Here is a 24,408-nt window from a genome sequence, read left to right on the forward strand (position 1 = left end):
AAATGAATTCACCGATACCCATGCGGGCATGACAATGATCTCGACCGCCCCCGACAACAGTCAGGCCAAACGCAACGTTGCCGTTCTGGTTGCTGCGCAAGCCATTCTCGGCGCGCAGATGCCGATGATTTTCACGGTTGGCGGGCTGGCCGGACAGTCGCTGGCAACCAATCCCTGTCTGGCCACTCTGCCGATATCGCTGATTGTCCTTGGCTCGATGCTGGCCGCCACTCCGATCTCGGCCATCATGCAAAGATGGGGACGGCGCACCGGATTTCTTGTGGGCGCCACGGCGGGGGCACTGGGTGGCATGGTTGGTGCTTATGGCCTGTACCTCGGGTCGTTCCCAATATTCCTGCTGGGCAGCCTGCTGACTGGGATCTACATGAGCGCGCACGGATTTTACCGTTTTGCCGCTGCGGATACAGCATCGGACGAGTTTCGCCCCAAGGCGATTTCGTATGTCATGGCGGGTGGTCTGGCGGCTGCCATCATCGGTCCTCAGATCGTCAAGCTGACCTCGCAATCTTACGTGATCCCATTTCTCGGCACGTATTTTGCGGTGATCGCGGTCAATGTCGTCGGGTCGGGGCTGTTCTTTTTCCTCGATATCCCCAAACCTCCTCGCCCTCAGGCCGACGCGCCCAAGGGACGGAGTCGTCTGGAATTACTCAAAACCCCGCGCATCGCAGTCGCCATCATCTGTGCGATGGTCTCGTATGCGCTGATGAATCTGGTGATGACATCAACTCCGCTTGCCGTCGTCGGCTGCGGTTATACCGAAGGTGATGCGGCCGATGTCGTCACAAGCCATGTGCTGGCGATGTACGTTCCCAGTTTCTTCACCGGCCACCTGATCGCCCGGTTCGGTGTCGAAAAGATCGTCGCCCTTGGACTGGCCATTCTGGCAGGTGCGGGCGTCGTTGCGCTGCAGGGTGTTGAGCTTGGAAATTTCTTTATCGCGCTGATTTTGTTGGGCATTGGCTGGAATTTCGGCTTTATCGGAGCAACCACAATGCTGGCCAGCGAGCATGAGATTCACGAGCGCGGCAGGATGCAGGGCCTGAACGACCTTCTGGTGTTTGGTGGGGTGACGATGGCGTCGCTGGCCTCTGGCGGGTTGATGAACTGCTCGGGCGGTTCACCGGTCGAGGGTTGGACGGCGGTCAATCTGGCGATGGTTCCGTTGCTGACACTGGCAGGTGGTGCCCTGATGTGGCTGACGATGCGCCCGAAGGAGGCCTGACGGTCGACCTACCACCGTCCCGTCACTACACGCGCCATCAGATCCACGCGGCGGCGGAATTCACTTTGACCTAGCGCTCCGCCCGACACCCTTTTGGGGTCTGCGGTCGCTTGGCGCAGGATCGCACCGGTTTGCCAGCCACAATACATCGCAGGCCGAGACTCAGCGCTTATCAAGGTGCGCTTTGAACGGGCGCGCGCCAATCGCTCCATGGCCTTGCCTGCCAATTGACGAACACCGTCCTGTGTTCCGTCCAAAAGCGGAATTCGACCTCGTGCTTCCAGTTCCGGAATTGCACGAAGCCAGTTTGCAACGCCCAACGCATAGCCAAAATCCCGCAGAACGCTTTCCTCTGCCACACCCATCGCCTGTGCGGCAACCAATGTCAAAGTGCCCGAACTCTGGTCGATGTAGTTGTCGAAATGCTCGCCATCCTCAAAGGGTTCTTTGTATATATCCCATCGCCTTACGGCGACATATTCATCTAGTTTACCGGCAAGATGAGGGGAAAGAACCTGTGCTAGTGGCGTTACCACCTGATGCCGCCTGATTGTCTTTCCTTCGGCGATCTCCTGCAAGGCATCGCGCCACCACTGCAGCCGCATTTCGGCAATCATAGGCTCTTGTGTAACCCATGGCGCACGCGCCACTTCGACATTCAGGGCATACAACGGAAACAGAACGGCCCGAGCTGCAACCGGGGCCGCCATGGTGGCAAGAAACCGGTCGGGGTCGGCCCGTTGCACCAGCTCGGCACAAGCTCTTAGGTCATCGTCGAACTGCACCGCTATTCCGCCGCTGTGGCCTGTGCCCCGCAATCGCGCACCAGTTTCCATTGAATTGCATCCAGCAGAGCCTCAAATGACGCGTCAACTATGTTCGCACTGACACCAACAGTAGACCACCGCCGTCCTGTACCGTCCTCGCTGTCGATGATGACGCGCGTGACGGCTTCGGTCCCGCCCTGAGTTATGCGGACCTTAAAGTCCACCAGATGCATGTCATCCAGTACTTCGGAATATCGCCCAAGATCCTTGGCCAGCGCCTTGGCCAGAGCATTCACAGGACCGCGATCGCTCCCACTGTCATCCAGTGATTCACTGACAGACAGTTTTTTCTCGCCATCCACCTTCACTACGACGACCGCCTCGGACAGGCTGACCATCTTGTTGTACTTGTTCTTGCGCCGCTCGACCGTCACCTTGTACCGCTTGACTTCAAAGAACTGCTGTAACTGGCCCAGTTCATCCCGCGCAAGCAATTCGAACGAGGCCTGTGCGGTGTCATAAGAGTACCCCTCACCCTCACGCACCTTGATCCGCTCAAGAATGCGCCCGAGCGCTGGATCGCCCTTTTCGACGACAATCCCCGCCTCAGCCAGCCGGTTGCGCAGGTTCGACTGACCCGCCTGGTTCGACATGGGAATGATGCGACTGTTACCTACAGTTGATGGTTCAACATGTTCATAGGTTGTCGGATCCTTCAGGATGGCACTGGCGTGCAGGCCCGCCTTGTGTGCAAAGGCCGAGGCGCCCACATACGCCGCCTGCTTGCTTGGCACGCGATTCAGGATATCGTCCAGCATCCGGCTGATGCGTGTCAGCCCGGACAGAGCTTCGCGGCTTACACCGATATCGAATTGCGACGCATAAGGTTCCTTCAGCAACAATGTCGGGATCAGCGCTGTCAGGTTCGCGTTGCCGCAGCGCTCGCCCAGCCCGTTCAAAGTGCCCTGAATCTGCCGCGCGCCCGCATCGACTGCGGCAAGCGAACAAGCCACCGCCTGCTCGGTGTCGTTGTGACAGTGAATGCCCAGCCGGTCACCCGGCAGTCCGGCGTCAATAACGTCGCGCACGATCCGCCCGACCTCGGCAGGCAAAACGCCTCCATTGGTGTCGCACAGAACCACCCAACGTGCGCCCGCATCCAGCGCGGCACGGCAGGTTGCAATGGCGTATTCCGGGTTGTCCTTGTAACCGTCAAAGAAATGCTCGGCGTCGAACAACGCCTCACGCCCTTGACTGACGATATGGGCCATCGAGGCGCGGATATTCTCGACATTTTCCTCCAACGGGATGCCAAGCGCCTGCGTGACATGGTAGTCATGCGCCTTGCCGACCAGACAGATTGCCTGTGTACCAGCATTCATTACCGCAGCCAGCACATCGTCGTTTTCCGCCGACCGACCCGATCGCTTGGTCATGCCGAAAGCGGTCAGGCGCGCCTTCGTCGCTGGTGCCGTGTCAAAAAATGCGCTGTCGGTCGGGTTCGCGCCGGGCCAGCCGCCTTCGACATAGTCAACGCCCAACTCGTCCAATGCCTGTGTGATCTGCGCCTTCTCAGCGGTCGAGAACTGCACGCCTTGTGTCTGCTGCCCGTCACGCAGCGTGGTGTCGTAGAGATAGAGGCGTTCCTTTGACTGATTTTCCGATACCATCAGACCGCCTCCAGCTTTGCGGCGTCGAATCCGGGGCCTGGAACCAGCTCCACACCTGATTTGCTCATGCGAACCTCCAGACCGGCTTCCAGATACGCAGCCTTTAACCGATCCACTTCGGCGAAGTCCTTGCTTTCCATGGCAATTGCCCGGGCGCTTGCAAGTTTTTCTTCATGCGAAGACAAATCCAGTTCTGCAGTTTCGGCCCACGCGCCCAACCCTTCCGACAACAATCCAAGCAATTGCGCGCCCGCCAACAGGCCCGCAACATCGCCATCCGCCGCCAAACGGTGCAGTTCCGTGATGGCGCCCGCAGTGTTCAGATCATCGGCCAGCGCAGCGATGATCGCGGGCGACGCGCTGGCGGTGGGCTCAATGCCCGCTGTCAGCGCCCGCCACTTGCGCAAGGTTGCCTCGGCTTCGCGCGCTTTCCTTTCGGTCCAGTCCATCGGCTTCCGATAATGCGTTTGCAGGAACACAAAGCGGATCACTTCGCCCGGCACGCCCTGCTCCAACAGATCGTGCACGGTAAAGAAGTTGCCCAGTGACTTGGACATCTTCTTGCCTTCGACCTGCAGCATCTCATTGTGCATCCAGACTTTGGCGAACTCGCCATGCGGGTGTGCGCAGCAGCTTTGCGCTATCTCGTTCTCGTGATGCGGGAACATCAGGTCATTGCCGCCGCCGTGGATGTCAAAACTCTCACCCAACAGCTCATATGCCATGGCCGAGCATTCGATATGCCAGCCCGGACGGCCCCTGCCCCACGGAGAATCCCATCCCGGCAGATCATCCGTCGAGGGTTTCCACAGAACAAAGTCCATCGGGCTCTTTTTGTAGGGCGCTACCTCGACCCGCGCACCGGCAATCATGTCATCGACGGAACGACCGGAAAGCTTTCCGTATTTCTCTTTCCACGAATCCACTGCAAAAAGAACATGGCCCCCGGCGGCATAGGCGTGGCCCTTATCGATCAGAATTTCAATCATCGCGATCATCTGCTCGATATATTGCGTGGCGCGCGGCATATGATCCGGCTCAAGCGCACCAAGCTGCCCCATATCATCCAGAAACCACTGCGTCGTTTCGGCGGTAATGTCGCTGATTGGCTTTCCGCTTTCGGCTGCGCGTGCGTTGATCTTGTCATCCACGTCAGTGAAATTGCGCACATAGGTCACATGATCCGCGCCATAGACGTGACGCAGCAATCGGTTGAGTACATCGAACACCACGACAGGCCGCGCATTTCCCAGATGCGCCCGGTTATAAACGGTCGGTCCGCAGACATACATCCGGACATTTTCAGCATCGATTGGAACGAAATCCTCTTTCGTCCGGGTCCGGGTGTTGTGCAGCTTGATCGTCGTCATCGGTCAGGTCCTTAAGCCATGGGCTTGCGCGTTGACGCGGGCTTAGCAACTTGTCTCAGAGATGAAAACGAAAGAAACCGGCCCGCTTGAAAGTTCAGCAGGAAATGCAGCAGATAATGATGTAAGTCATCCGGTTCATGCCCACCGCCATATCACGAGCCCGCACCAACGCCAAGGCTTGAGTGATCGTTGAACCCGTGCAAACTGAATGAATGAGCCGAGAGATAGTGAATTCAATTTGCAAAACACTCCCCGGGGCCGAGGTTTCGGACCCATGGGGAGGCGGTCATGATGCTTGGAAAGTTGGAGGTAAGATGTTTGCCTGCATCGGTACAGCAAATGACGGCGTGTCGGTGAAGACGCCCGATATTGAAACCGCCCAGATGCTAATCGACGCGGGAGTAGGAACAAAAGCGCCTTATTTTCATCGCAGCTGGCTTCGTCTGCCATGGGGAACGGATGAGGAAGAAATCCGGCATCGGGTGGTCGCGTCGTATGACATCGTGCGGGCATCTCTGACGAAAAAGATAAAGGCGACATTGCCGCCGCGAAGTTGATTGACAAACTGTCATCCGTCTGCCCCTCTCCGCGCTGGAACGTTCCAAGGAGTCCAGTGATGAAACTGTCGCATCGCATCACAAATTTGACCAGCGGGGGATCAGACGGCTGGGAGGTGTTTTATCGCGCACGCCGGATGAAATCCGAAGGCATCGCCGTAACGGAGTTGACGATTGGTGAACATGACGTTCGTACCGATCCCTCCATTCTGGCAGCGATGGATGCGTCGGCCCGTGGCGGCCACACCGGATATGCAATGGTTCCAGGTACGGCCCTGCTGCGCGACACTGTGGCCGCGCGCGTTCAGACGCGGACCGGTGTTCCGACGAAACGCGACAATGTTTTGATCACATCCGGGGGTCAGGCAGCCCTTTTCGCGGCCCACATGGCTGCCTGCGACGCAGGCGATACAGCGTTGTATCTTGATCCGTATTACGCGACCTATCCCGGCACCATTCGCGGGGTCGGAGCCGTTGCCAAGGCTGTTCCTACCCGGGCAAAAAATGCCTTTCTACCGCAACCTGCCGACATCGACAGTGCTGCGGAAGGAGCCGTTTCGCTTTTGATCAACTCGCCGAACAACCCCACAGGGGTCGTGTATCCGCGTGAGACGTTGGAAGGCATCGCCGCGGTTTGCCGAAAACGCGACTTGTGGCTGATCTCGGACGAAGTTTACGACACGCAGATTTGGGAGGGCGAGCACATTTCGCCCCGCGCATTGCCCGGCATGACCGAACGGACCCTTGTTGTTGGTTCTATGTCGAAATCACACGCAATGACCGGGTCGCGCTGTGGCTGGATCGTTGGACCCGAGGAGATTATCGAGCATCTGATCAACCTTGCCACGCACACCACATACGGCGTTCCGGGATTTGTTCAGGATGCAGCCAGTTATGCGCTCAGCACCGGCACCGATTTAGAAGAAACTATTGCCGAACCATTTCGCCGTCGGCGCGCATTGGCCATGGACATCCTTTCGCGTCAAAACACCGTCGGACTTGTTCCGGCGGGGGGCGCGATGTATCTGATGCTGAATGTGCGGGCCACTGGCCTCAGCGGCGACGAGTTCGCAAATGCGCTGTTGGACCAACACTCAATCGCGGTTATGCCCGGCGAAAGTTTTGGAACGTCTGCTGCTGGACACGTTCGCGTCGCCATGACAATTGAAGACGATGCATTTGCCACTGCATTGCAGACGCTATGCAACTTTGCTGCAGGTCTGGCTGAGCAGCACGCTGCAGAGTAGCGGATGAGCCGTCGAGCGTTCTGTCAGAATCTGAAGGTCGTCCTGAGATTGAATGTGTTGGTATCGGCGTCGCCGGATTGTCCGTTCAGATCACTGAAGTTCTGGCGCAACGCCTCACCGCTGATGACAAATCGGTCGTTTACCGGATAGGCGACGCCGATCCCGTAAACAGCGGCAGTATCGCTGTCACCCGAAGCGCCTGCACGTGCGGCACCAACAACCACGTAACCAAGTGCCGGACCGAAATCATACCCGCCCCTCAGCTTCAGACGCGTTATATCGTCGATGCTGCCACCGCCTGTTCCCAAATCCAGATCATTCCAGTTGAATTCCAGTTCTCCACCCAGAACAAGGCTGCCGAAATCATAGTCATACCCGATATGCGGGCCAAAATTTGTTCCACTGCCGCCAAGACCGCCCGGCCCATCCGCATCGGAATATCCAAAGCTGAAACCAGCATATGGCCCGGTCCAGTCCTCAGCCCACGCCGGGGTTGAAACGAGAACCGAAAAGGCCACCAATACTGAAATCAACTTTGCCATATTGCGACTCCGAAAATCGGAAACAACCAGACCATTTCGATTGGTAGAACAGCCCGGACCTTAGTAATTGATATGGAAAAACCCCTTGAATGCTTCAACCTAGCGGATGCCCTTCTCTAACGAATGTGAAGTGAGTATAGCAAAATTCTCGTCATACGGGAAAAAATCTTTGGAACGCATGCTTTTGCACTGATCACAATCGCTCTCAATCACTCGAACAATCGCCAAAATTCAAGTTAGGAACGCTGTTGGATCGATGTTGATTCTGTTGCCCAAAAAACATCTGAACTCAGGTCGCAAACAGAACAGATCGAATCCGGACAAGATGCCAACCTAGACTGAAGAATGTTAGAGGGGCCGAATGCACGGCGATTTTTGGAAAATCCGTTTGGTAAGCCGTACCATCGGTGCCGACCGCGGGCGCGCTGCGCGTGGTCGCCCTTTTTCTTGTTGAGACTTCTCCACCTCTTCAAGTTCAAAAATTCGGAACACTCTCATGAACGATCAATCCCGAAGCTCTTCTCGTAGCGGCGGGCGCTCTGCGCGCCGTGCGGCACGGGCCGCAGCCCTGCCCGAACATCTGCGCCCTGTACGCCCCGGCATGGAGGGCGGCACATACAAACCACTTAGCCAGCAAGATATGGAGCGTATTCATAACGCTGCATTGACCGCGTTGGAAACCATCGGTCTGGCCGATGCACCGCAAAGCGGTATCGACTATCTGGTTGGAGCGGGCTGCATACTGGGCGATGACGGCCGCATCCGGTTTCCCCGCGCGCTGGTCGAGGACATGCTGGCCAAGGCCAACCGCTCGGTCACCCTATACAGCCGCGATGGAAAGACCGATCTGGAGCTGTCAGGCCACCGCGTCCACTATGGCACGGCGGGTGCTGCTGTGCACATGGTCGACGTGCATGGGCGCGAATATCGCGATTCGACGGTTCAGGATCTGCATGACGCGTCTCGAATCTGCGAAAATCTGGAAAATATCCATTTTGTACAACGCCCTATGGTGTGTCGTGACATTCTGGACAATCAGGAAATGGACCTGAACACGATCTATGCGTGCTGTTCGGGAACGTACAAACACATCGGTACTTCCTTTACCGATCCCAGCTATGTCGCGCCCGCGATGGAAATGCTGCACATGATCGCGGGAGGAGAGGACAAATGGCGCGAGCGGCCTTTTGTTTCCAACTCGAACTGTTTCGTCGTTCCCCCCATGAAATTCGCAACCGAAAGCTGCGAAGTGATGGAAGAATGCATTAAGGCCGGGATGCCTGTGCTGCTGCTGTCAGCCGGTATGGCTGGAGCAACTGCACCATCAACGGTTGCAGGTGCCATAACCCAAGCCACTGCCGAATGCCTTGCGGGGCTGGTTTACGTAAATGCCGTAAAGCCAGGTGCACCCGCAATTTTTGGCACCTGGCCCTTTGGTCTGGACTTGCGGACCGGCGCGATGTCGGTGGGGTCTGGCGAACAGGCCTTGCTGAGTGCCGGTTGTGCCCAGATGCACAAATTTTATGGCCTGCCCGGTGGCGCTGCTGCGGGGGCATCAGATTCCAAACTGCCCGACATGCAAGCCGGGTGGGAACAGATGTGCTCGAACGTCATGGCCGGTCTGTCTGGACTGAACATGGTCTATGAATCAGCCGGTATGCATTCCTCGCTTCTGGGGTTCTGCTTTGAAAGCCTTATCCTCAGCGACGACCTGATTGGTCAGGCCCTTCGCTGCGTCCGTGGGATCGAAGTTAACGACGACACACTGGCGCTGGATCAGATCGCCGAGGTCTGTCTGGGTGGGCCTGGACACTACCTGGGTACGGACGCGACGCTCAGCCGGATGCAAGTGGATTACGTTTATCCGACACTCGGGGATCGAACTTCACCCAAGGAATGGTCCGAACTGGGCAAACCTGATCTTCTGGAAAAGGCCACGGCCCGCAAAGAAGAAATCCTTGCAAATCCTTCGCCAGCCCGGTTCGATCCGCTGCTGGATGCAGAATTGCGCGCCAAGTTTAACATTCACTTGCCCGCGTAACGCATTGAAATAAAAGTGGCGGCCCGAAGTGCCTCGGGCCGCCGTTTGGATGCAATGCAGGATCAGCCGTTGCTTGCGGGCAGCAAGCCTGCTTCTTGGGCTGCTGCAATCTCGGCCTGATCCAGCGCCCCGTCCCCGTTTGCATCCAGTTGCGAGAAGCCATCGGCATCCATTTCAGGCACAACCGCCTGAACTTCGTCTATGGTCAGAACGCCATCGCCGTTGGCATCCGCGCCAGATTGAGCGAAGGCCACTGCGGGCAGCCCAAATGCGATTGCTGCGACAACGGCTACTTTGTTCGGTTTCATTATGGATACTCCTGATTGAATTGAGGGGGTTATTGCGTCCGGACAGGCATCAGAAACACCCAATCATTGCCTCGTGTCACGACCCCGACCGATGTCATGGCAATTCGCGCCAAAGCCCGCGCGATTCGAGGTTTTTCATATGCGGTCTGCCGCTTGGCCAAATCATCAGATCTCAATTCGGCCAGTCTTGTCCGACACCCAGGGGGAGAAATGGCAATCCCTTGCTCAACCAATGCGACTCGCTGATGAAAAAGAAAGGGGGCCGAAGCCCCCTGTCAGTTTCGCCGTCCAGGCTCATTTCATTGACCGCCCGGTGTTTTTTTGCCTGCGGCCTGGACGTCGCATGGGACGAGCGCACCCGCCCCGTGAGAGAGTGGGAGGGAGCAATATATTCCGCCCCACCCTGTTCCCGGTGAACACGGGCATGTTCACCGAGTGAGACAAGGCGCCTTGGGTAAGTCTCAGGCATTGCCTTGCCCCGTATTCGTCGGGACCGGATCACCGAGGGATACCCCGGCCCCTACGCACCGTTGCCAGTGCGTTTTCAGTTTCGGATCACGAGCATCCGCTTGTGGATCCGCATGTGTTGCACTTCATGCAGGTGCCGTTACGCACCAGCGTGTAGTTTCCGCATTCGCCGCACGGGTCCCCTTCGTATCCCTGCATCTTCGCCTTTGTGCGGGCATCCATTCCGGTCGCGGCTTCGCTGACGACAACAGTTTCAGTCTGTGTCTGGAATTCGACCGAGGATTCTGACATGCCGCCAATTTCAGTCTGGCCTCCGTTGAACACCATCAAATCCTGAGGCAAACGCTTGCGGAGATAGCCGGTCGAACTGATCTGCTTCAGAACCTCCAGTGACTTGGTTGCAGCGCTGTCGCTGATCTCGGCGACGTTTGACACGCCTTCTTCTTCGCCACGCCCAACGTCGTCAAACGCAGCGCCTTCGGGTTTGACATGCGCCAGATCAGTACGGTCCAGATAGGAAACAGCCAGTTCGCGGAAGATGTAATCCAAGATCGACGTCGCGTTCTTGATCGAGTCGTTGCCCTGCACCATCCCTGCCGGTTCGAATTTGGTGAAGGTGAAGGCATCCACGAATTCTTCCAGCGGTACGCCGTATTGCAGGCCGACCGACACTGCGATGGCAAAATTGTTCATCATCGCCCGGAAGCCCGCGCCTTCCTTGTGCATGTCGATGAAGATTTCGCCCAGTTGGCCGTCTTCGAACTCGCCGGTGCGTAGATAAACTTTGTGCCCACCTACGATTGCCTTTTGGGTATAGCCCTTGCGGCGATGCGGCAGCTTTTCACGATGGCTGCGGATGACTTCTTTGACCACAACCTTTTCGATGACCTTCTCGGCCAGAACAACCGCCTTTTCCTGTGCTGATCCTGTTTCCAGAACCTCGGCTGCTTCGTCGTCATCCTCGACCAATGCTGCAGCCAAAGGCTGAGACAGTTTCGAGCCGTCACGATAGAGCGCGTTGGCCTTCACACCTAGCGACCAGCTGAGTTCATACGCTTTCTGACAATCCTCGATGGTTGCGTCATTCGGCATGTTGATCGTCTTCGAGATCGCACCCGAGATGAAGCTCTGCGCCGCCGCCATCATGGTGATGTGGCTGTCAACACCTAGGAAACGCTTACCTTTCTTGCCGCACGGGTTGGCGCAGTCGAAGATTGAATAATGCTCTTCCTTCAGGTGCGGCGCGCCTTCCAGTGTCATCGTCCCGCAGACATGATCGTTGGCCGCGTCAATATCCGCGCGGGTAAAGCCCAGATGGCGCAACAGGTCGAAGGTGGGATCGTTCAGCTTGGTTGCCGGGATGCCCAGAACGCCGGTGCAGAAATCTTCACCCAGTGTCCACTGGTTGAAGACAAACCGGATGTCGAAAGCACTTTCCAGCGCGGCGTCCACTTTCGCCAATTCATTGGGGCCAAAACCGTGCCCAGTCAGCGAGGTGTGGTTGATCCCCGGCGCGTTGCCGATGGTGCCGTGACCGACCGCGTAGCCGACGATCTCTTCGATCTGAGCCGAAGAATAACCCAGCTTTTCCAGCGCTGACGGTACCGAACGGTTGATGATCTTGAAGTAACCGCCACCGGCCAGCTTCTTGAACTTGACCAGAGCAAAGTCCGGCTCAATCCCTGTAGTGTCGCAATCCATCACCAGACCGATTGTTCCAGTCGGTGCGATCACGGTGGCCTGCGCGTTGCGGTAGCCGTTTTGCTCACCAAGGCTCAGCGCTTCATCCCAGGCCGTCATGGCCAGATCGACCAGACGCTTGTCGGGGCAGTTGCCGTGGTCCAGCGGCACAGGCTTGACCGCCAGCTTCTCATAACCCTCTGTCACACCCTGCGCAGCGCGGCGGTGATTGCGGATGACACGCAGCATGTGGTCTGCGTTGCGCTCATAGCCTTTGAACGGACCCAGCTCTCCGGCGATCTCGGCCGAGGTTGCATAGGCCACACCGGTCATGATCGCGGTCAGCGCGCCACAGATCGCCCGACCTTCGTCCGAGTCATAGCTGTAGCCCATGTTCATCAGCAGGCCACCGATGTTTGCGTAACCCAGACCCAGCGTGCGGAAGTCATAGGACAGTTGCGCGATTTCCTTCGACGGGAACTGCGCCATGGTCACCGAGATTTCCAGCGTCAGGGTCCACAGGCGCGACGCGTGCATATAATCCGCGGCCTGGAACTCACCATCCTTGAGGAAGGTCAGCAGGTTCATCGACGCAAGGTTACAGGCCGTATCGTCAAGGAACATGTATTCCGAGCACGGGTTCGAGCCGCGAATCCCACCATCCACCGGGCATGTATGCCACTCGTTGACGGTGTCGTGGAACTGGATGCCGGGGTCGGCACAGGCCCATGCCGCGTGGCCTACCTTCTCCCACAAATCACGTGCCTTTACGGTGCGGGCAACCTTGCCGTCGGTGCGGTTAATCAACTCCCAATCGGCGTCTTTCTCTACAGCCGTCAGGAACGCGTTGGTCACACGGATCGAGTTGTTCGAGTTCTGGCCCGAAACCGAGCTATAGGCTTCCGAATCCCAGTCCGTATCATAGGTCGGGAATTCGATGCTGTCGTGACCCTGCTTGGCGTAGTCCAGAACGCGCTTGATGTAAGTCTCGGGGATTGCGACATTTTTCGCCTCGCGAACCGCTTTCTTCAGGCTGTCGTTCTTGTTGGGATCATATGCATCGTCCTGCACACCGTCCCAGCTGCGGATGGCCTCGAAAATGCCGTTCAGCATCTTCTCGTGCATCTTCGATCCGGCAACGATCGAGGCCACCTTCTGCTCTTCGATCACCTTCCACTCGATGAATTGCTCGATGTCCGGGTGATCTGCATCGACGATTACCATCTTTGCTGCCCGACGGGTTGTCCCGCCTGATTTGATCGCGCCAGCGGCGCGGTCGCCGATCTTGAGAAAGCCCATGAGGCCCGAGGACTTGCCGCCACCCGACAGCGCTTCGCCTTCTGCACGCAGATGGCTGAAGTTGGTCCCGGTACCCGAGCCGTATTTGAACAGGCGCGCCTCACGCACCCACAGATCCATAATGCCGCCTTCGTTCACCAGATCGTCATCAACAGACTGGATAAAGCACGCGTGCGGCTGCGGATGTTCGTAAGCAGATTTCGATTTGGTCAGCTTGCCGGTTTTATAGTCGACATAGTGGTGCCCCTGCGCCGGCCCATCGATGCCGTATGCCCAGTGCAAACCGGTGTTGAACCACTGAGGTGAGTTCGGCGCGGCGCGCTGGGTCGCCAGCATGTAACGCATCTCGTCGAAATAGGCGCGCGCGTCTTCCTCGGTCGAGAAATATCCGCCTTTCCAGCCCCAATACGCCCACGCGCCCGCCAGCCGGTCGAACACCTGCTTGGACGATGTTTCACCGATGAACTCGGCACCTTCGTCGGGAACGGACCGCCAGAGGAATTCCGGAACGCCCTTTTCCTTGACCTTCTTCATGCGCGACGGAACACCGGCCTTGCGGAAGTACTTTTGCGCGATCACATCGCTGGCAACCTGACTCCAACGTTCAGGGACTTCGATACCTTCAAGGCGGAATACGATCGTTCCATCCGGGTTGCGAATTTCGGACGTTGCCGACACAAAGTTCAGTTCCGCGTATGCGTCCTGCCCCGGTTTGGTAAATTTTCTTTCAATCTTCATGTCCGCCGCCCTAGCTTCACCAATTCAATACCTGGCTCAATCCGCCACAAATGCCGTAAGCTTGCTGCTTTCCGGCGCACCGAATACTTTAGGGCGCAATGATCCCGTCACCGCAAAATGCGGTCGAAACCATCTGAATGGTCGCACGAAACTATAGCTGTGCCTTTGTCCCTCGCCTGCTGCCTTTCTGGTCATCACCTACCAGATTTAGTGGCAGCGCATTCGGCCCACACAATTTGGCGTATAGACCCCTACGAGGTCAACGGCAAAATTTCGCGGATTTTGATATCTTTTGTGTTGACCTGCCGGGCCATCGTACGGAAATTCGATTCCTCCACAGACTTGTCCATGGTCTGATACGGATCACCGGATTTAGTCCGGACAGGAATTCCCTTTTTTTGTGGCACAGTTACCAGAACGTCCTGACCCTGATCCCGGTTTCTGTCCCCATCAAAGAATCACGGTCGCTAGAACGCGACAGATCGCCTAGGGTAAATACATCAAGCATTCTGAATTGGAGCAATCTGGCTATGCGCCTGTTCCATCTTTTGTTCGCCTCGGTCATGATCGTGGCCTGTACACCACAGGAAACAGGCCCTGTTTCTCGTAGTGCCCAATTTTCGGAATATCCTGAAAAGTTGTTCGACGCCTTCGAAGAATCATGCACGGATCCTGGTGAGGAGTTTCGACAAATCGGCCCAAGTACCAGCGAATGCAGGCAGTTCCTGCCACCTGAGACCACTGCCTACCTTATCCTAAATTTCGACGGCTATACGCTGAAGCTACCCCAAAGCGTCATTCAGCTTACGACGACCAAGAATCAGATCGGGTTTCAGGTCGATGCGGATCTGTTCCTAACGGTGCCACAAAAAGATGGCACCACGCTGCGCATACCTGTGAAAAGCCAGACGCTGGACAGGAAGCTGACCCGCCTTTACCGCGTTGCCGGCGGTACACCAAAGTGATGTGGAAGTGGTCGGGGCGGCGAGATTCGAACTCACGACCCCCTGTACCCAAAACAGGTGCGCTACCAGACTGCGCCACGCCCCGGACCGTGCGCCTTCCTAACGGGGTGTTTCTGATTTGAAAAGCCCTAACAGGGCCAGATTGCGGTACCTTGCGAAAAAATTTCGTGGCGCATGACAGTCCCGGTACGAATCGAATAGCGGCTGGACAGGCCTGCATTGATTTCGAGTACGGCAAACACGTCATCCCCCCCTTCGATCGGGGTCAGATCACCCGGAACTGCCCCCTGATGCACATGAACCACGGTACCGGTCTGGTCCAGAAAGATCATGTCGAGGGGAATCAGGGTGTTCTTCATCCAGAACGCAACACGCTGCGGAGGATCGAATACGAACAGCATCCCCGACCTGTTCGGGAGCGAGTCGCGGAACATCAATCCACGCGACCGTTCCTGCGGGGTGGCGGCCAACTCAATGTTGAAGCGGATTGTTGTTTGTTCGTTTTTCAGATCGACAACATCCGGTCGACACGCCGCCTCGACGGCTCCGGCCATCATGAGTGCAAGCATGGCCGGAATCGCGAGGGTTTTCTTCATGTCGCCAAATCAGTCAGTCAGAGCTGCTTCCCAGGCAAGAACCTGAGCGGCCATACGCCCGCGCTTGCCGTCAATCACCCGCATAGCCAGCGCCTCGCCGGGCTGAAGGTCTGCCAAACCCGAGCGGCGCAAAACCTCGATATGTAGGAATACATCCTCGCCACGGCCGAACACGTTGGCGAAACCGAACCCCTTGCCCTTGTCGAACCATTTGACACGGGCCGCCTCAAGCGGCGCCTGCTCAATGACCGCTGGATCAAGCTCGGCAAAATCTGCAAGCATCATCGTGTCGGTCCGCTCGGGCGGTTCGATGCTGACGACTTCGACAGCCTGAACACCCCGATCGGTCCGGTGAGTCATGATTTCGATTCTCGCACCGTCAGCTACGGAACTCTGACCGAAATTGCGCAACACGTTCACGTGCAACAGAATATCCGGACCGCCCTCCTCGGACACAACAAATCCAAACCCCTTAGCGGGGTCGAACCATTTTACGTGTCCACGAACGCGATACATGCTGTTCAAGTCTTCTGGCACGGTTTTCCCATCACGATTTTTAACAGGTCGTTAAGGGGTTGATGTGTAGGATATTGGCGGACAAATTCAAGCTGAAAAGAGTGTTCGTTTTCAGGACCTTGCAATTCGCGATACGTGAACGTCATGGATTCAGCCTCTGCACTTGCCATTCCATTCCAACTTCCTCTCGCCGCCAAACAAACCTGTCATGCAGGCGAAACGCGCCGTCGGCCCAAAATTCGATCTCAGTCGGCGTTAACCGATAGCCACCCCAGAAATCAGGACGCGGCGGATTAGTTCCATACTTGGCGGTCACTTTGGCCACTTCGGCCATAAGGGCCGTCCGACTGGACAGCGGCTGTGATTGGCGCGATGCCCAGGCCCCCAATCTGCTTTTTAACGATCTTGATGCATAATATTCGTCCGCCTTTATACCATCTTCGCGTGCAATTGTCCCGCGAACTCGTACCTGACGGCGAAGAGATTTCCAGTGCATGACGAACGCTGCCTTACCGGCACCGTCCAGCTCGGCGGCCTTTGCGCTTTCGTAATTCGTATAAAACACGAACGCGTCGGGCTCGATTTCCTTTAGTAGCACCATACGGACATTAGGCATGCCATCGGAATCCACGGTCGCCAGGGCAATCGCGTTGGGATCGTTGGGTTCACTCTGTTCAGCCTCGGCCTGCCAACGCCCTGCAATCACAAACGGGTCGGCACCGGCAAAGATGCCATCTCTCTCGCTCATTTCCATCCCCTGGAACGATTTGTGCCCGACCCTACGGCGAGAACCCGCGCCGGGCAAGAGCGCGTGACCTTGAAGCAGGTCAATCAATGGCATAAACCACTTCAACATAACGCGACGAAGGCGGAGAACCGAACATGTCAAATCAGTTGATGGCCGGCAAACGCGGCCTCATCATGGGACTGGCCAATGACAAATCAATCGCATGGGGAATCGCCCGCGCCTTGTCCGAGGCCGGAGCCGAACTGGCTTTTTCCTATCAGGGAGACGCTCTGAAAAAACGGGTCGACCCGCTGGCGGCACAACTGGGGAGCGAGATCGTGCTACCCTGCGATGTCAGCGATGAAGAATCGATCGACGCCCTTTTTGCCTCGCTGGAGGAAAAGTGGGGCAAACTGGACTTTATCGTGCACGCGATCGGCTTTTCCGACAAAAACGAGCTGCGTGGCCGCTATGTCGATACGTCGCGCGCAAACTTCAAGCTGACCATGGACGTGTCGGTTTATTCCTTCACTGCTGTTATGCAGCGCGCCGAAAAGCTGATGACCGATGGTGGCAGCGCCATCACTCTTACCTATTACGGTGCCGAGCAGGTGATGCCCCACTACAATGTCATGGGTGTCGCCAAAGCCGCACTTGAAGCGTCGGTGAAATATCTTGCCGAAGACCTTGGTAAGGACGGTATTCGCGTAAACGCGATCTCGGCAGGGCCGATCAAGACACTGGCCGCCAGTGGCATCGGTGATTTCCGCTACATCATGAAGTGGAACGAGTACAACTCGCCGCTGCGCCGCAATGTAACCATTGATGATGTCGGAAACTCGGCTCTGTACCTCCTGTCCGATCTCAGCAGCGGCGTGACAGGTGAGAACCTGCACGTGGATTCGGGCTATCACATCGTCGGCATGAAGGCCGTCGATGCGCCGGATGTGGAAAAAGGATAACCGAGATGAGCGCCAAGGATCGCCTGCCCCACGAAAAGGGCTTTCACATTAGCTGGGATCAGATTCACCGCGATGCGCGGGCGCTGGCCTGGCGGCTGGACGGACAAGGCCCTGACGACGGCGCCTGGCGTGCAGTGGTGGCGATCACCCGCGGTGGCATGGCACCAGCGATGATCGTCAGCCGTGAACTGGACATCCGCACCGTCGATACCATCAGTGTTCGTTCATATCACCACCAGGAGCAGGGTCAGGCAGAAGTTCTGAAATCACCGGATTCGGAATTAATGGGTGACGGCACCGGCATTCTGATCATCGACGATCTGGTGGACAGCGGCAAAACGCTGGACCTAGTGCGTCAGATGTACCCCAACGCGCATTTCGCAACGGTCTATGCCAAACCCAAGGGACGCCCAATGGTGGATACCTTCATCACCGAGGTCAGCCAGGATACATGGATCTTTTTCCCATGGGATATGGCCTTGCAATATGTCGAGCCATATCGCGGCACGGACTGATCCCTTCCTCTGCTTAAAAACACCTCGGAGCGTGAGGCAGAGCCTCGCACGAACTGCACGGATTTCTTATGCCCCTGACCCGCACTGCCGCCACCTTCGCCCCGCCCGTGATGGAAGCGCGCCGCTGGGTTGATGGCGTTACGTTTTCAGCTGATCGCCCTCTGATCAATGTCAGTCAGGCCGCTCCGGTTGATCCACCACCACTGGCCCTGCGTCAGGCCATGGCCGAATTCGCCGTATCTCAGGACAGCGCGCATCTTTACGGCCCGGTTTTGGGCAATGATGACCTGCGCACGGAATTGGCAGATCAGATTGGCGCACACTATCATGCCTCTGTTCACGCTGATCAAGTTGCCATTACCTCGGGCTGCAATCAGGCGTTTTCGGCAGTGATCTCAGCCATCACTGGCGAAGGGGACGAGGTTATTCTGCCGACACCCTGGTATTTTAACCACAAGATGTGGCTCGACATGGCTGGTGTGCGGTCGGTCGACCTGCCAACGGGCGACGATCTGCTCCCCGACCCGGACAAGGCACGGGCGCTTATCACTGACAGGACGCGTGCCATCTCTCTGGTAACGCCGAACAATCCCGGCGGCGTTGAGTATCCCGCGGAACTGGTACTGGCGTTCTTTGATCTGGCCCGGGAACACGGCATTCGCCTGCTTGTGGATGAGACATATCGGGATTTTGACAGCCGCAATGGCGCCCCCCATTCACTGTTCACGGAAAATGAGTGGGATGACACGCTGGTTCATCTCTATTCGTTTTCCAAAGCCTACCGGCTGACCGGCCACCGGGTCGGCGCCGTCGCAACAAGCCCTAGCCTTTTGGCCGAGGTCGAAAAATTCCTGGATACGGTCGCCATCTGCCCCGGTCAGATTGGCCAGTTTGCAGCCCTTTGGGGGATGCAGAACCTTTCCCAGTGGCTGGCCGGTGAACGGGCTGAAATACTTGATCGTCGCGCGGCTATTTCCGATGGCATGCCCGCGTTGCAGTCCAAAGGTTGGAAGCTGCTGGGGCTCGGCGCGTATTTTGCATATCTCGAGCATCCGTTTGACATCCCTTCGGACGAGCTGGCCCGCCGGCTGGTTAGTGAAGCAGGCGTTCTGCTGCTTCCCGGCACGATGTTCATGCCGGATCATGACGTCATGGGACAAAGACAGGTTCGCATCGCGTTCGCCAATCTGGACCGTTCGGGAATCGAAGAAATGTTCATGCGCCTTCAGGCGTTGTCCTTCTGAGCTTGCCCCCCGGCGGCGCGCGTCGTATTCAGGGCCGCAATCGACAGGGCAGAGACCAGCCACAAAACAAGAGGGCACCATGGCCGCAGGCATGAAAAGCTTTTCAAAAACCTTTGTCTGGATCCTTATGGGTCTGCTGATCGTGGGCCTTGCAGGGTTTGGTGCTGTCAATCTCTCGGGAACTGTCACAACAGTGGCAGAAGTGGGTGATGAATCCGTCAGCATCGACGATTATGTCCGTGAACTGCAGCGCGAAATTCGGGCCATCGAGGCACAGACCGGGCAACCGTTGCAAATGTCTCAGGCGCGGGAGTTTGGCCTAGATCAGCTCGCATTGTCACGTCTGGTCGCGCTGGCTGCGCTTGACAGCGAAGTTGGACAGATCGGCATCTCGATCGGCGATGAGAACCTGCAGAAAGAGATCGTGGCCATCCCCGCATTTCAGGGTGTCGATGGTAACTTCGACCGCGAAGGATATCGGTTTTCTCTGGAACAGGCCGGATTGTCGGAATCGGAATTCGAAGATGACCTGCGGAAAGAAGCGGCCAGAACCATCGTTCAGAATGCAGTCACAAGCGGCGTAACCATGCCCCCAGCCATGGTAGAGGCGCTGGCGGACTACGTTCATGCGCGCCGCAGCTTTACCGTTGCCACCTTGGGCGCAGATGCCTTGGCGACCCCATTATCAGAACCGACGGACCAGCAAGTTCAGACGTTCTACGATGAAAACACCGATCTATTCACCCTGCCCCGCACCAAGCGCCTGACATACGCGTTGCTTGCGCCGGAAATGTTGCTGGACGGGATTGAGATTGATGAGGATACGCTGCGCGCCCGTTACGACGAACGTAAGTCGACCTATCAGCAGCCCGAGCGCCGGTTGGTTGAACGCCTTGTTTTCTCTGACGAAGCCAGTGCAGAAGACGCACTGGCGCAGGTCGAAGTCGGCGGCACCACGTTTGAGCAACTGGTTCAGGATCGCGGGCTTGAGCTGAGCGATACGGATCTGGGTGATGTCACCGTTGATGATCTTGGTGAAGCTGCTGCGGATGTGTTTGCCGCAGAAGTGGGCGATGTTGTGGGCCCGCTGCCCTCTTCGCTTGGCCCCGCGCTATTCCGGATCAACGGCTCACTTGCCGAACAGGTCGTCACCTTTGAAGAAGCTCAGGCCGAACTTCGCGACGAACTGGCTGCCGACCGCGCCCGTCGTCTGATTGAGGCACAGGCCGAGGATATCAACGACCTTCTGGCAGGCGGTGCAACACTCGAAGAAGTGACCTCTGAATCCGAGATGGAGTTGGGAGAAATCGACTGGACCACCCAAAGCACAGATGGTGTGGCCGCCTATGGTGGTTTCCGGCTGGCTGCTGAAGCCGTGGCTGAAGGTGACTTTCCTGAAATCGCATTTCTGGAAGACGGGTCGATCTTTGCCCTGCGCCTGGACGAAGAACTGGCACCCCGGCCAGAGCCTTTGGAAAGTGCACGCAACAAGGTTATTGCGGCCTGGGTACAGGACGAGACCAGCAAAGCGTTGCAGGATCAGGCCAACACTGTACTGACCCAACTGGCCACTGATGGGGATTTCACCGCAATCGGACTGCCCTTCCGGGTCGAAAACGGTCTGACCAGAACGGCGTTTCTGGAGGATGTCCCCGTCGATTTCATGCCTCAGGTGTTTGAAATGGAGCCGGGCGAACTGCGTGTTATTGCCGGAAACGGCACCGCATTGATCGTGCGTCTGGATGAAGAACTGCCACCCGCCGAGTCCGCTGAGCTTGAGCAGATGCAGCAAGCACTGGCTGCCCAGCTGGATCAGGCCCTGGCGCAGAACATCTTCAATATCTACGTCCAGGATGCGCAAACCCGCGCCCGCCCAACGGTTGATCAGCGTGCGCTGAACGCCGTGCAGGCAAATTACAACTGACGTTCCAAGAGACCGGACATGGCCCTGACCCCAGATTTCGATACTTTTGCGCGCGCCTATGAGGCCGGTGAAAATCAGGTCGTGTACACCCGGCTTGCCGCCGACCTGGATACCCCGGTCTCACTGATGCTAAAGCTTACCGGTGCCCAGAAGGACGCATTCATGCTTGAATCCGTCACTGGAGGCGAGGTGCGGGGCCGGTACTCGATCATCGGCATGAAGCCCGACCTTATCTGGCGTTGCCACGGGGAAACATCAGCGCTCAACCGCTCGGCGCGGTTCGACGCAGACGCGTTTGAACCGCAGTCCGGCAATCCCATGGACAACCTGCGAGCACTGCTTGCGGAAAGCAGAATTGCCCTGCCCGAAGATTTGCCGCAAGCCGCTGCAGGTCTATTCGGCTATCTGGGTTATGACATGGTGCGGCTGGTGGAATACCTGCCAGACGTGAACCCTGATCCGCTGGGCCTGCCGGATGCAGTGATGCTGAGGCCGTCCGTTGTCGCCGTTCTGGATGGCGTTAAGGGCGAAGTAACCGTTGTTTCGCCTGCGTGGGTCAGCGATGGCCAAACGGCCAAGGCAGCCTATGCCCAAGCTGCTGAACGCGTCATGGACGCCGTCCGGGATCTGGAGCGGGCCATGCCCGCCGAAACACGCGATCTAGGCGACGCGTACGAGGTTGCGCCGCCAGTGTCGAATTTCACGAAATCCGGCTATATGGAAGCGGTCGAAAAGGCCAAGGAATACATCAGGGCCGGTGACATATTCCAGGTGGTTCCAGCTCAACGCTGGACACAGGATTTCCCTCAACCTCCATTCGCGTTGTACCGATCGCTACGTCGGACGAATCCTTCGCCTTTCATGTTCTATTTCAATTTCGGCGGGTTTCAGGTTGTCGGCGCCAGCCCGGAAATTCTTGTTCGTGTCTTTGGCGATGAGGTGACCATCCGCCCCATCGCCGGTACACGCCCACGCGGAGCCACCCCGGAAGAGGATCGCGCGCTGGAGGCTGATCTGCTGGCCGATAAAAAGGAACTGGCTGAACATTTGATGCTGTTGGATTTGGGCCGCAACGACACAGGGCGCGTGGCGAAGATTGGTACGGTACGCCCGACCGAAAAGTTCATCATCGAACGCTACAGTCACGTGATGCACATCGTGTCGAATGTCGTCGGTGAAATGGCCGAAGACAAAGATGCACTGGACGCCTTTTTCGCCGGAATGCCTGCAGGTACGGTATCGGGTGCCCCCAAGGTCCGCGCGATGGAAATCATTGACGAGCTTGAGCCTGAAAAGCGCGGTGTCTATGGCGGTGGCGTTGGTTATTTCAGCGCCGGCGGTGATATGGACATGTGCATTGCTTTGCGTACGGCCATCGTCAAGGATCGTAAGCTATACATTCAGGCGGGCGGCGGCGTTGTTTACGACAGTGACCCCGAGGCCGAATATATGGAAACGGTGCATAAATCCAATGCCATCAGACGCGCAGCCGCAGATGCATCGCGATTTACCGGGTCCGGCAACAACTGACACGAAAAGGCGGTGCCCCCAAATGGTTGCCCGGGGACGCCTTATTGAATTTCGTTCATCAATACTGCTGAAATCGGGGCCATTGCGACACGGCTACTCCGGTCCTCGAGCCCCCAAAGCAGAAGGGCCGAGATGGTTTCAGGCTGGACCCGGCCAAGCATGACGACCGCCCCCTCCTGCCCTGCGCGGAACGCGGCCTGATCCAGAAAACGCCGCATTACCTTGGCGTCCTGCTGCGCCCCGTCGAAATCGCGGAAAACGACGCTGGCGGGAATACCACTGCGGGCGGCCAGCTTTTGTACCGTGTTCAATCCATTGTTCTGGGTCAGCAGCCCACGTCCGGTCCCACCAGCGATGGCGGCGACGTGATCCGCCAGTTGGCGGTTTCCCTGAATACCTGTGTCGACGCCTTCCAGAATTCCAACCGTTTCAGGCAGGGCATCCAGCCAGACGGAAAGGGATGTTTCCGCGTCCTGTGCGCTTGCAGCTTCGGGAAGGTCCGCCAGGGCCAGAACCTCGAACCCTGCCGAACGATAGCGCGCCATTTTCTCTGCCGCCTCAGGATCGGTCGGGCTGACGGCGAAACTCAGCGGATAAGGGAAACCCTGCAATGCTTCGGCCCCAAACGCGCCTTCGAAGTCAATCAAAACGATGGACATCAGCGGTTTGTCTTCGGGATTATCGAAACTGGCGGCAAAAGCCTCAATCGGCTTTTTGGCCGTCTGCGGCTGCTCCTCGCCACTTGGAAAGTCATCCCGATCAGTCAGTGGTACGACCCGCTTTCCGGCTATTTTGCGGGTTTGCGACGACTGCTCACTTCCGATCTGAGGAACCGCTGCCAGCCTGGGAAGTGTCCGGCCTTCGGAACTGTCGGCTGCTTTTGATTGCGGGGTGGCTGATTCCTCGTCTGTCTGCAGGGCGATTTCAGGTGCGCGCTGTTCGTTTTCGATTTGTGCCTCGGGTTCCGGCACCACAACCGCTTCGGAAATAGAAGGTGTGGCGGGTTCATCGTCAACTACGACAGGCTGAACGTCATCTTGCGGCGACTTTGGCGCGGGACCGGGCTGTGCAGGTGCGATCGGCGCGACGGCAGCGATCTCAACCGTTTCGGATCGACCGCTGTCAGGTTGTGTCAGTCCGTCCGTGGCCGCGCCCACATCCGGGCGTTCGGTGGGCACGGTATCCGCCCCATCGAGTGCCGCAAGCGTATCTGGCCGGGACTTAGCGCCTTGCGGTGCGTGTGGGGCCAGTTCCACCAGATCAGCATCTGCGCCGGGATCGCTGACGTCACTGTTCGTTTCCGGTTCACTTGCTGGTGCCACCTGTTGAGCAGAGACAGCAACATTTGTCCTGACCGGCAGTGGCGATGTCAGGGAAAAATACGCACCAATAGCAAGAACCGTGACCGCACCCGCGATCATACCTCCGAGAAAACCGCCCATTTTCATTGCCTCTGATCTCGTCGTTCGCCTCAATTGCACATATGCCGTCTTATG

The 24,408-nt window shown here is 57.3% G+C and carries 20 protein-coding genes and 1 tRNA gene; 10 read left to right on the forward strand and 11 right to left on the reverse strand.

From position 1 onward, the window contains the following. Nucleotides 1–34 precede the first annotated feature (34 nt). The gene (locus ACR0D6_RS19520) at nucleotides 35–1,246 is read left to right on the forward strand and encodes an MFS transporter (RefSeq protein ID WP_480726970.1); all 1,212 of its coding nucleotides are present in this window, start codon (nucleotides 35–37) and stop codon (nucleotides 1,244–1,246) included. Nucleotides 1,247–1,254: 8 nt separating this feature from the next. Here ACR0D6_RS19520 and ACR0D6_RS19525 read toward each other — a convergent pair whose 3' ends face one another. From ACR0D6_RS19525 to cysS, 3 genes are read right to left on the reverse strand one after another with little or no spacing between them, the layout of a single operon-like run. Beyond that, complete coding sequence (locus tag ACR0D6_RS19525; RefSeq protein ID WP_480766743.1) at nucleotides 1,255–2,082, reverse strand: phytoene/squalene synthase family protein; 828 nt, start codon at nucleotides 2,080–2,082, stop codon at nucleotides 1,255–1,257. Beyond that, on the reverse strand, nucleotides 2,034–3,683 hold the full coding sequence (gene cimA, locus ACR0D6_RS19530; protein ID WP_480766744.1) for a citramalate synthase: 1,650 nt from the start codon (nucleotides 3,681–3,683) through the stop codon (nucleotides 2,034–2,036). Before cimA ends, ACR0D6_RS19525 begins: the two co-directional genes overlap by 49 nt. Beyond that, entirely contained in the window at nucleotides 3,683–5,053 is a 1,371-nt protein-coding gene (gene cysS / locus ACR0D6_RS19535; protein WP_480766745.1) for a cysteine--tRNA ligase, read from the reverse strand. Before cysS ends, cimA begins: the two co-directional genes overlap by 1 nt. Nucleotides 5,054–5,265: 212 nt before the next feature. Between cysS and ACR0D6_RS19540 the strand changes: the two genes are divergently transcribed. Together ACR0D6_RS19540 and ACR0D6_RS19545 are read left to right on the forward strand one after the other, a co-directional pair. Beyond that, nucleotides 5,266–5,610 (forward strand): MmcQ/YjbR family DNA-binding protein, encoded by a 345-nt coding sequence (locus ACR0D6_RS19540; protein WP_170655734.1) that lies wholly within the window; start codon nucleotides 5,266–5,268, stop codon nucleotides 5,608–5,610. A 59-nt stretch (nucleotides 5,611–5,669) separates the two neighbouring features. Further along, nucleotides 5,670–6,857: a pyridoxal phosphate-dependent aminotransferase gene (locus tag ACR0D6_RS19545; RefSeq protein ID WP_480766746.1), complete on the forward strand. Its 1,188-nt coding sequence runs from the start codon at nucleotides 5,670–5,672 to the stop codon at nucleotides 6,855–6,857. Between the two features lie 23 nt (nucleotides 6,858–6,880). On the opposite strand, the gene ACR0D6_RS19550 is transcribed toward ACR0D6_RS19545, so the two are convergent. After that, nucleotides 6,881–7,399 (reverse strand): outer membrane protein, encoded by a 519-nt coding sequence (locus ACR0D6_RS19550; protein ID WP_480449436.1) that lies wholly within the window; start codon nucleotides 7,397–7,399, stop codon nucleotides 6,881–6,883. 496 nt (nucleotides 7,400–7,895) lie between these two features. Here ACR0D6_RS19550 and ACR0D6_RS19555 point away from each other — a divergent pair, with 496 nt between their 5' ends. Continuing rightward, nucleotides 7,896–9,440 carry a trimethylamine methyltransferase family protein gene (locus ACR0D6_RS19555; RefSeq protein WP_170655740.1) on the forward strand — a complete coding sequence of 515 codons (1,545 nt, stop codon included), beginning with the start codon at nucleotides 7,896–7,898 and terminating at the stop codon, nucleotides 9,438–9,440. A gap of 62 nt (nucleotides 9,441–9,502) precedes the next feature. Here the strand turns inward: ACR0D6_RS19555 and ACR0D6_RS19560 are convergent, their stop codons facing one another. Then, on the reverse strand, nucleotides 9,503–9,748 hold the full coding sequence (locus ACR0D6_RS19560; protein ID WP_480766747.1) for an EF-hand domain-containing protein: 246 nt from the start codon (nucleotides 9,746–9,748) through the stop codon (nucleotides 9,503–9,505). Between the two features lie 555 nt (nucleotides 9,749–10,303). Further along, a complete protein-coding gene (locus tag ACR0D6_RS19565; RefSeq protein WP_480766748.1) occupies nucleotides 10,304–13,933 on the reverse strand; it encodes a vitamin B12-dependent ribonucleotide reductase in 3,630 nt (1,209 codons plus the stop codon). A 530-nt stretch (nucleotides 13,934–14,463) separates the two neighbouring features. On the opposite strand from ACR0D6_RS19565, the gene ACR0D6_RS19570 reads away from it, so the two are divergent. Then, a complete protein-coding gene (locus ACR0D6_RS19570) occupies nucleotides 14,464–14,898 on the forward strand; it encodes a hypothetical protein (protein ID WP_480766749.1) in 435 nt (144 codons plus the stop codon). A gap of 8 nt (nucleotides 14,899–14,906) precedes the next feature. Here the strand turns inward: ACR0D6_RS19570 and ACR0D6_RS19575 are convergent. The 4 genes from ACR0D6_RS19575 to pdxH form a co-directional block, all read right to left on the reverse strand. Further along, nucleotides 14,907–14,983 (reverse strand) — tRNA-Pro (locus ACR0D6_RS19575). A gap of 43 nt (nucleotides 14,984–15,026) precedes the next feature. Next, a complete protein-coding gene (locus ACR0D6_RS19580; RefSeq protein WP_170655748.1) occupies nucleotides 15,027–15,494 on the reverse strand; it encodes a DUF192 domain-containing protein in 468 nt (155 codons plus the stop codon). 9 nt (nucleotides 15,495–15,503) lie between these two features. Next, a complete protein-coding gene (locus ACR0D6_RS19585) occupies nucleotides 15,504–16,010 on the reverse strand; it encodes a cold-shock protein (RefSeq protein WP_480449430.1) in 507 nt (168 codons plus the stop codon). 142 nt (nucleotides 16,011–16,152) lie between these two features. Further along, the gene (gene pdxH, locus ACR0D6_RS19590; RefSeq protein ID WP_480449428.1) at nucleotides 16,153–16,758 is read right to left on the reverse strand and encodes a pyridoxamine 5'-phosphate oxidase; all 606 of its coding nucleotides are present in this window, start codon (nucleotides 16,756–16,758) and stop codon (nucleotides 16,153–16,155) included. Nucleotides 16,759–16,892: 134 nt separating this feature from the next. Here pdxH and fabI point away from each other — a divergent pair, with 134 nt between their 5' ends. The 5 genes from fabI (at nucleotide 16,893) to trpE (ending at nucleotide 22,912) form a co-directional block, all read left to right on the forward strand. Next, nucleotides 16,893–17,699, forward strand: a complete 807-nt coding sequence (gene fabI, locus ACR0D6_RS19595; protein WP_480766750.1) for an enoyl-ACP reductase FabI — start codon at nucleotides 16,893–16,895, stop codon at nucleotides 17,697–17,699. A gap of 5 nt (nucleotides 17,700–17,704) precedes the next feature. After that, nucleotides 17,705–18,214, forward strand: a complete 510-nt coding sequence (gene gpt, locus ACR0D6_RS19600; RefSeq protein ID WP_170655756.1) for a xanthine phosphoribosyltransferase — start codon at nucleotides 17,705–17,707, stop codon at nucleotides 18,212–18,214. Between the two features lie 68 nt (nucleotides 18,215–18,282). Beyond that, on the forward strand, nucleotides 18,283–19,458 hold the full coding sequence (locus ACR0D6_RS19605; RefSeq protein ID WP_480766751.1) for an aminotransferase: 1,176 nt from the start codon (nucleotides 18,283–18,285) through the stop codon (nucleotides 19,456–19,458). Between the two features lie 79 nt (nucleotides 19,459–19,537). Continuing rightward, nucleotides 19,538–21,382 carry a peptidyl-prolyl cis-trans isomerase gene (locus tag ACR0D6_RS19610; RefSeq protein WP_480766752.1) on the forward strand — a complete coding sequence of 615 codons (1,845 nt, stop codon included), beginning with the start codon at nucleotides 19,538–19,540 and terminating at the stop codon, nucleotides 21,380–21,382. Nucleotides 21,383–21,400: 18 nt separating this feature from the next. Continuing rightward, nucleotides 21,401–22,912 (forward strand): anthranilate synthase component I, encoded by a 1,512-nt coding sequence (gene trpE, locus ACR0D6_RS19615; protein ID WP_480766753.1) that lies wholly within the window; start codon nucleotides 21,401–21,403, stop codon nucleotides 22,910–22,912. 41 nt (nucleotides 22,913–22,953) lie between these two features. Here trpE and ACR0D6_RS19620 read toward each other — a convergent pair whose 3' ends face one another. After that, entirely contained in the window at nucleotides 22,954–24,354 is a 1,401-nt protein-coding gene (locus ACR0D6_RS19620; RefSeq protein ID WP_480766754.1) for a divergent polysaccharide deacetylase family protein, read from the reverse strand. Nucleotides 24,355–24,408: the final 54 nt, after the last annotated feature.

Source organism: Ruegeria sp. BJ6 (assembly GCF_056537885.1).